8 protein-coding genes and 1 pseudogene are annotated in these 7,147 nt (G+C 68.4%); 3 read left to right on the forward strand and 6 right to left on the reverse strand.

The genetic code is table 11. The features are described from left to right. Both ABDW35_RS28140 and ABDW35_RS28145 read left to right on the forward strand, forming a co-directional pair. A pseudogene (locus ABDW35_RS28140) lies at window positions 1-546 on the forward strand (UDP-N-acetylglucosamine 1-carboxyvinyltransferase); the annotation flags it as partial. A gap of 1 nt (window position 547) precedes the next feature. Further along, entirely contained in the window at window positions 548-991 is a 444-nt protein-coding gene (locus tag ABDW35_RS28145; protein ID WP_343717169.1) for a DUF2948 family protein, read from the forward strand. 1 nt (window position 992) lies between these two features. Here the strand turns inward: ABDW35_RS28145 and ABDW35_RS28150 are convergent, their stop codons facing one another. The 5 genes from ABDW35_RS28150 to ABDW35_RS28170 all read right to left on the reverse strand — a co-directional run bounded on the left by ABDW35_RS28150 (window position 993) and on the right by ABDW35_RS28170 (window position 5,429). After that, window positions 993-1,523, reverse strand: a complete 531-nt coding sequence (locus tag ABDW35_RS28150) for a hypothetical protein (RefSeq protein ID WP_343717170.1) — start codon at window positions 1,521-1,523, stop codon at window positions 993-995. Between the two features lie 60 nt (window positions 1,524-1,583). After that, window positions 1,584-2,402 (reverse strand): ABC transporter ATP-binding protein, encoded by an 819-nt coding sequence (locus ABDW35_RS28155; protein WP_343717171.1) that lies wholly within the window; start codon window positions 2,400-2,402, stop codon window positions 1,584-1,586. Between the two features lie 5 nt (window positions 2,403-2,407). Beyond that, the gene (locus ABDW35_RS28160) at window positions 2,408-3,385 is read right to left on the reverse strand and encodes an ABC transporter substrate-binding protein (protein ID WP_343717172.1); all 978 of its coding nucleotides are present in this window, start codon (window positions 3,383-3,385) and stop codon (window positions 2,408-2,410) included. Between the two features lie 37 nt (window positions 3,386-3,422). Then, a complete protein-coding gene (locus ABDW35_RS28165; protein ID WP_343717173.1) occupies window positions 3,423-4,256 on the reverse strand; it encodes an ABC transporter permease in 834 nt (277 codons plus the stop codon). A 417-nt stretch (window positions 4,257-4,673) separates the two neighbouring features. Then, window positions 4,674-5,429: a hypothetical protein gene (locus tag ABDW35_RS28170; RefSeq protein WP_343717174.1), complete on the reverse strand. Its 756-nt coding sequence runs from the start codon at window positions 5,427-5,429 to the stop codon at window positions 4,674-4,676. A gap of 317 nt (window positions 5,430-5,746) precedes the next feature. Here ABDW35_RS28170 and ABDW35_RS28175 point away from each other — a divergent pair, with 317 nt between their 5' ends. After that, complete coding sequence (locus tag ABDW35_RS28175; RefSeq protein ID WP_343717175.1) at window positions 5,747-6,106, forward strand: hypothetical protein; 360 nt, start codon at window positions 5,747-5,749, stop codon at window positions 6,104-6,106. 80 nt (window positions 6,107-6,186) lie between these two features. Here the strand turns inward: ABDW35_RS28175 and ABDW35_RS28180 are convergent, their stop codons facing one another. Continuing rightward, complete coding sequence (locus ABDW35_RS28180; protein ID WP_343717176.1) at window positions 6,187-6,843, reverse strand: TetR family transcriptional regulator; 657 nt, start codon at window positions 6,841-6,843, stop codon at window positions 6,187-6,189. Window positions 6,844-7,147 lie beyond the last annotated feature (304 nt).

Here is a 7,147-nt window from a genome sequence, read left to right on the forward strand (position 1 = left end):
GTATCGTGGCAAACGCGATATCGTCACTCACGCTTCGATGCCGTGCGAGGGTCCGTTGACGTTCGCATGTGTAGTCGCCAAGCCGTCGCGCGATTTCCTGCTTCGGGCGTACCGACGGCCGACGGCTTCAAGGTGCGCCGCAGCGGCGACCTGATCGGCGTCGACGTGATGACCGAGCCCTATCCCGGCTTCCCCACCGACCTGCAGGCCCAGATGATGGGGCTGATGACGGTGGCCAAGGGCGCGTCGATGATCACCGAGACGATCTTCGAGAACCGCTTCATGCATGTGCCGGAGCTGGCGCGGATGGGCGCCAACGTCACCATTCACGGCGCCTCGGCCCTGGTGCGCGGCGTGCCGAAGCTGACCGGCGCCCCGGTGATGGCGACCGACCTGCGCGCCAGCGTCTCGCTGGTCATCGCCGGCCTGGTGGCCCAGGGCGAGACGGTGCTGAACCGGGTCTATCACCTCGACCGCGGCTATGAGCGGCTGGAGGAGAAGCTGGCCGGCTGCGGCGCCGACATCACCCGGCTCAAGGGCGACTGAGATGGCCGCCGACACGACCGTTCCCCTGCGCCTGCGGGCCCGCGACGCCGACGATCTGGCGGTGCTGTCCGCCGCGCTGCAGGACGCGATCGTGCCGGTGCACGACATCACCTTCCTGCGGCGCGAGCGCAGCTTCGTCATGGCGGTGAACCGCTTCCGCTGGGAGGAACCGGCGCAGCTGGTCGACGGCCAGGAGTTCTGGCAGCGCACCCTGTGCGGCGTGCGCTTCCAGGGTGTCGATTCGGTGCGGACCCGCCGGCTCGACCTGCAGGACCGCGGCCGGATGCTGGACCTGCTGGCGGTGACGGCGGAGGAGGGCGGCCTCCTGCTGAGCTTCGCCGACGACGTGGCGCTGCGTCTGGCGGTCCAGGGCATCGACGTGATGCTGGAGGACCGCGGCGAACCCTGGCCGACGCCGCAGAAGCCGCAGCACCCCGAGGACTGACTCAGGCCGGCGGCAGCAGCCCGGGCGCCACCCGGCGCAGATCCGCGGCCAGCCGCCCGTCCGGCCAGGCATCGTCGTAGTATCGGAGATGCACCAGCCGGGCCTTGGCGTGCGCCCTGGCCGCGCTGCCGTTCAGCAGGCCGAGCGGCCAGAGGATCCGCATCCAGCTCTGCGGTTCGAAGCTGCCCTGCTCGACCAGCAGCTGCCCGGATCCGAGGAAGCGCACCGCCGGCCAAGCCGCACGCACACGGTAGCCGACTCCCCGGTATTCGAGGCCCTCCGGCGTCAGCATCACGGCGCTGTGCCGGATCTCGATGCCGATGCAAGTGGTCAGGGCCAGCACCAGCACGGCGCCCGCCACCAGGATGGTGACGGATGCCGGGCTGTCGCGCAGCGGCGGCGTCACGATCACCGGCGCCAGCAGCGCGCCGGCCCCGGCGAGGCCTAGCGCCTGCATGAACCAGGAGAACCCGCGCCCTCCCGCGCCCATCGGATGGGCAGTGGTCGGCGCCTCGGTCGGGCTGGTCGGCATAGGGCCTCCGAAAGCGAGACCATCCCAGCCTGCGCAAGCTCCGCGGCGTTTCCGTGGCGGTCAGTCCAGACCGCCCTGGGCGCGGAAATGGCCGCGGATGCGCTGGGTCAGCTCGACGAAGCGCGGGTCGCCCATGACGTCGAGCGAGCGCGGCTTCGGCAGCGGCACGTCGTAGATCGCGGCGATCGACCCCGGCCGCTCGCTCATCACCAGCACCCGGTCGGCCAGGAACACCGCCTCGGGGATCGAATGGGTGATCAGCAGGATGGTCTTGCGCGTCTCGCGCTGGATCCGCTGCAGCTCGACATTCATCCGCTCCCGCGTCATGGCGTCGAGCGCGCCGAAGGGCTCGTCCATCAGCACGATCGACGGGTCGGTGACCAGGGCGCGGCACAGCGACACCCGCTGCTGCATGCCGCCGGACAGCTGCCAGGGCAGCTTGGATTCGAACCCCTCCAGCCCGACCATGCGCAGCAGCCGGCGCGCCCGCTCCAGATGCGGCGCGCGGGGCAGGCGCTTGACCTCGACCGGCATCATCACGTTGGCCAGGACGTTGCGCCATGGCAGCAGCAGCGCGCTCTGGAACACGATGCCGGCATCGCCATGCGGCCGGTCGACGGCGCGGCCGCCAAGCCGGATCCGCCCGGCGCTGGGCGGCAGCAGGCCGGCGATCATCCGCAGCAGCGTGGACTTGCCGCAGCCGGACGGGCCGACCAGCACCAGGAACTCGCCCTCGTCGATGGTGAAGTCCAGCGGTGCCAGCGATGGCACCTCGCCGTCGCGGGTGCGATAGGTCTTCGACACGCCCTCCACGGCGATGACGGCGGCGCGGGCCTCCTTCTCCGCCGTCTCGACCGCCTGCAGCTTCGCCTTCCCCATCCGCGTCACTTCGGCAGGAAGTCGTTGGTGTAGAAGGCCTTCGGGTCCTTCGCCGCATCGGCGTCGACGCCGCCGTATTCGACCAGCAGCTTGACCGTCTCGGCCATGTTGGCGTCGGTCACCTGGAACGGCCGCTTGCCCTGCGTCTCCTCGGTCCGGTACAGCGGGATGGTGCGCTCGAACCCCTCCTGCAGCGTGTCCGGCTTGCCGGCCTTGGGCAGGGCGGCCAACACCGCGGCGGTGGCGTCGGCCGGCGCCTTCTCCGCCGCCTCGACCGACTGCGTCGTCGCCGCCATGAAGCGCCGGATCAGGTCGGGGTTCCCGGTCACCAGATCCTTCTGCACGACGATGCCGGAGGACACCATGTTCACCCCGTAATCGGCGAACATGATCGGGGTGACGTCCTTGCCGGTGGCATCCTTGATCTTCATGCTCTGGTCCATCGAATAGCCCAGCAGCAGGTCGGCCTGGCCGTTGATCACGGCGTTCAGCTTGGTCTGGGCGTCGCCCGAGACGGTGCGGAAGTCGCTCTCCTTCAGCCCGGTCTTCTGCAGGAAGAACGGCCAGATCTGCGACATCGAATCGCCGGGCGTGGTGGCCACGGTCTTGCCCTTGATGTCCTCCGGCTTGCGGATGTTCTTGTCGGTGAAGCCCATCACCGACATCGGGCTCTTCTGCAGCAGCACGCCGACCGAGACCAGCGGCGCGCCCTTGGCCGCCGCCTTGATCATCGTCGGCACGTCGAAATAGCCGAACTGGACGGTGCCGGCGGCCACCGCCTGGGCGGTCATGGCCGAGCCGCGGCCCTCCTGGATCTCCAGGTCGATGCCCTGGTCGGCGTAGAAGCCCTTGGCCTTGCCCAGGAAGAAGGGCGCGTGCTCGCCATAGACGTACCAGTTCAGCATCAGCACGACCTTGTCGGCCGCCATGGCCGGCCCGGCGGCGAGCAGCACGCCGAGGGCGATCAGCAGGCTCCGGATCATCTTGGTCCTCCCTCCCTGTCGTTTCGTATCTGCCGCCTCAGGCGGCGAGAACCAGGTCCCGCCGCCGGCTGGCGTGCCACGGGATCACCAGCCGCTCGACCAGGTCGACCAGCCAGAACAGCACCACGCCCAGCACGGCCAGGATCACCAGCGCCGCGAACATGGTCGGCAGCTCGAAATTGCCGATCGAGCGCTGCAGCACGAAGCCGATGCCGGAATTGGCGCCGACGAACTCGCCGACCACGGCGCCGACCACCGCCAGCGTCACCGAGACCTTGAGGCCGGAGAAGATCGCCGGCATCGCCGCCGGCAGCCCGACCATGCGGAAGATCTGCCAGCGGCTGGCGGCCATGGCCCGGGCCAGGTCCAGCGTGTCGGGGTCGAGCGACTTGAAGCCCTGCACGGCCGAGACCACCACCGGGAAGAAGCCCAGCAGGAAGGCCGAGATCACCTTCGGCTCCAGCCCGAAGCCGAACCAGACGACGAAGAGCGGCGCGATCGCCACCTTCGGGATCGACTGCGAGAACACCAGCAGCGGGTAGAGATAGGCTTCGACCGTGCGGGAGCCGGCGATCAGCATCGCCATCGGGATGCCGATCGCGGCGGAGAGCAGGAAGCCCAGCACGGTGGCGACGGTGGTGGGCACGGCCTGCGACAGCAGCTCCGGCCCGTCGCGCCACAGGGTGACGATGACGTCCCTGGGCGCGGGTACCTGATAGGGCGGCAGGTGGAACACACGGATCGCCAGGTCCCACAGCGCGATGATGATCAGCAGCAGGATCAGGGGCCGGACCCAGCCGGCCTGCAGCAGGGCGGCTGCGCGCCCGGGGGCGCGATCCTGTCCTCGGTCAGGGGCGCTCGGCGATCCCATCGGCGTCTCCCGGTCTCGGGCTTCTGATGGCCCGGCAGAAATTAACCCGTTGGTTAAAATCCTGCTGTGGAGACGGGCAGGGGTCAAGAGGGGGAAGGGCGTCCCGGCTTCTGCGTTGCCTCTCCCGCGGATCGCCGGCTCGGCCTTTGATCCTCCCCCCGCGGGCTACGGCATTCACGCATCGTCTCCTTTGAGTCCCCCCTCCCTTGCGGGAGGGGGTAGGGGGAGGGGGGTCTCTCGGTTTGAGCCGGCCCAGACTGTCGCAAACCCGCGCGGACGCCGAGTTCTGTGCCCTGCTCATTCGCGCGCGGACGCGGCAGCCCCTCCCCCCTGCCTCCTCCCGCAAGGGGAGGGGGAGAGTGGAAGGCTGGGCCGGCTGGTGATCGGGAAGGGTGGCGGGCGGGCGGCCGGCGGTGGTCAGCCGCTGGGCTTGAGCAGCCAGGGAGCGCAGCGGAGCCGTTCGCCGGTCTCGATGTCGTACCAGCCCGCGACCGGGATCTTGTCGCTCTCGTCGAGATGCCAGTAGCGGGCGGCATCCGGCCCGTCCTCGGGCCACCAGGGCGCGGCGGGCTTGTCCTCTCCGTCCTCGGCCCGCTTCCGCCGTCCGGACCAGTCGGCGCCGGAATAGTCCGGGTTCAGCCAGGCCACGTCGGGGCGGATGCCCATGTCGCGGCAGAGATGGAAGACGATCTCCTCCAGCGAGTGCTCGGAGAGTGCGAGGTCGGCGTCGATCTCCGGGTCGTCGACCAGCCGCTTCCACATCGCGGCGATCTGCGCCTCGCAGCTTTCGGCGTCGAGGTCGCGGTTGGCGGCGACCGAGCAGGCGACGGCGCGGGCCACCCGATTGCGGCGCGTCTCCTTGGCCGCGGCCTGGTCGCGGGCATGGGTCGCGGCCTTCTGCGCCAGCTCCTGGCGCTTTTTTGCAAGGTGGAGCTTGAGCGCCAGCATGCGGCTGACGCCGCGGCCGGCGCGCTCGAAGGCCAGCCCGAACTCCTTGGCCCTCGCGGCGTCGTCGGCCTCGACGGCGGCCATCGTGGCCCGATGCATCGCCTCCGCCTGCTCCATCGCCATCTCGGCCAGCCGGTCGAGCATGCGCGCCGCCTGCTCGGCCTCGGCCCGGTCGGGGGCCGGCGCGGCGGGTTGCCGGGTGGAGACGGACTGCGCCTTGTTCATGGAACATATCATGAACAAAATCGCCATTTAATGCAATGCACATTGTGTTTACTGATCAGGATGGCTCCCGCCGGACGGCGGAGCTGGCTTCCTGAACGCCGCCGCAGGCCATCGACATCGGCCCTGCACGCTATGCTCAACTGGCCGCTATCGACCCAAAGCCGACAATCGGGCGCCATAGCGTTCTCCTCGGGAGAGGCGCCGCGAGTGCGAAAGTTTACGTCTTAGCGATAGGTCCTGGAGAGGCCCGGCAGTTGTCCGTATCATCATTTAATGCTGGGATCCAGTTATTGCCGACAATCTGCGAGGATCTATCGATGGTTATGGAGGGTGCTATTACGCGTCCGGATGGACAACCACTCGGGCAGATTGATGATGTGAAGCTGAAATTGGCCGACGTATTTGACGGCATTCGGTTCGTTCTTGTTCGCGATGAAGGGCCGATTAAAGCTAGTGGGCTCTTGGCAACACTCTTATCGTTCCTGTCGCAGAGAACGGAGTATCCGCATTGGGAAGGGGCATTTGAGGGCCGAGAATTTGCGGTGACCTTCGAGTTTACTGCAAAACCAGTGGTTCCCAGGATACGCTTGGCCCTTTATGGACGCGGTACGCCAAACGCAACGCCGTATTTGGCTGAACTGCAAAAGCGAACGGGCTGGAGGATCAAATTGAATTGAGCCGGCCGATATCGAGGTTTGAAGAGGGCTATGGCTGGCCGCTTTCCGCCCATTGCGGACGGTCGCGGCGGCCCGCGCCCTCACGCCCGCAGCGCCGCCAGCACCAGGTCGGTCATATGCGCCAGACGGTCGGCGCGGGCCTGCGGCTCGAACAGGTCGCGGTCGAAGATGACGCCGAGCGTCCAGCGGTTCGAGACGTAGAAATAGGCCAGGCCGGCGATCGAGATGTAGAGCTGCACCGGGTCGATCCCGGCCCGGAAGGCGCCGGCGGCGACGCCGCGGCCCAGCACCTCGCCGATCATCTCGACGAAGGGGGAGTGCAGGGGCCGGACATTGGGCGACTTCTTCAGGTGCTGCGCCTGGTACAGGTTCTCCTGGTTCAGCATGATCAGGAATTCCGGGTTCTCCAGGAAATAGCTCCAGGTGAACTCGACCAGCCGGGCGATCGCCGCGTCCGGCGCCAGGCTCTCCAGGTTCAGCGCACGCTCGGCATTGCGGATGCGGGCATAGGTCGCCTCCAGCACCGCCAGGTACAGCGTCTCCTTGTTGCCGACATGGTAGTACAGCATGCGCTTGTTGGCGCCGGCGGCCGCGGCGATGCGGTCGATCCGGGCGCCGCCATAGCCGTGGCGGGTGAACTCGGCCAGCGCCGCGTCCAGGATGCGCTGGCGCATGCCCTCCGGGTCGCGCTGCCAGCGCGCCCGCGTTTTGCCCTCGGCGCTCTCCGTCCGGTCCAAGGCGTCGTCCCTGCTGCCTCGCCCATTTGCCCGCAGCGGCGCGGCCGGCGAAAGCAAAAACGCGCGGCCGGGCGCTCGACAGCCGGTGCCGGCTGGCGCAATTTGCCTATGTCTTTACCGATAGAAGCTCAGCCCAGGGAGACGCAGATGGTGAGCCCGCTCGCAGGAAAGCCCGTCGATCCGGCCGATCTGGTCAACCTGCCGCGGCTGATCACGGCGTATTTCACCACCAAGCCGGATCCGGCCAACCCGGCGCAGCGCGTCGCCTTCGGCACCTCCGGCCATCGCGGCTCGGCTTTCGCCG

The sequence above is a fragment of the Inquilinus sp. genome, from assembly GCF_039594555.1.
In the GTDB taxonomy this organism is placed as follows: domain Bacteria; phylum Pseudomonadota; class Alphaproteobacteria; order DSM-16000; family Inquilinaceae; genus Inquilinus.